This window comes from Streptomyces sp. GC420 (assembly GCF_009916105.1).
Lineage (GTDB): Bacteria > Actinomycetota > Actinomycetes > Streptomycetales > Streptomycetaceae > Streptomyces.
In genome coordinates, this window is record NZ_JAAAXQ010000826.1 from 1 (window position 1) to 567 (window position 567).

1 pseudogene is annotated in these 567 nt (G+C 73.4%); it reads right to left on the reverse strand.

Annotated features, from left to right (window positions below):
• Positions 1–221: 221 nt before the first annotated feature.
• Positions 222–567, reverse strand: a pseudogene (locus tag GUY61_RS38830) (FAD-binding monooxygenase); the annotation flags it as partial.

The window sequence follows — 567 nt, forward strand, 5'->3', positions numbered from 1 at the left end:
GGGTTCGTCGGCAGAGTCAGATGTGTATAAGCGACAGGGTCGGGGTGGGGGTCGGATCGTTCATGGCGTGTCCCTTCGGGCGGCTCCCCGCGACGGCGGCCGGTACGGCGGTGTCGCGAGATACAAGAGGCGGGTACGGGGTGGAAGGGGCCGGTGGCACCAGCCCCGCCGACCGTGGCAAGCGACCAGCGGGGCTGGTGGCACCAGGGGTGCGAATTCCCCTACCGGGCCAGCAGGGTGTCGAGTGCGGTGGTCAGGTCGGCGACCGGGTCGGTGGCCTCGCCGTGGGCGCGCCAGCCGATGAAGCGGTCCGGGCGCACCAGGACGGCGCCGTGCGGGGTGTGCCCGCGGGCGGCGGTCCAGGTGGAGCGCAGGTCCCGGTAGTCGCCGTCGAGGTGGCCGAGACGGATCGCGTCCAGCGGCAGTCCGCTCTGGGCGGCGATCTTCTCGGCGGCTTCGCACCAGGCCTGGCCGTCCTCTCCGGCGATCAGCAGGAAGCGGCCGGGGCGGACCAGGCGGGCCAGGGCCACACGATTGCCGTCCAGGTCCTCCAGCCAGGCGTGGGGC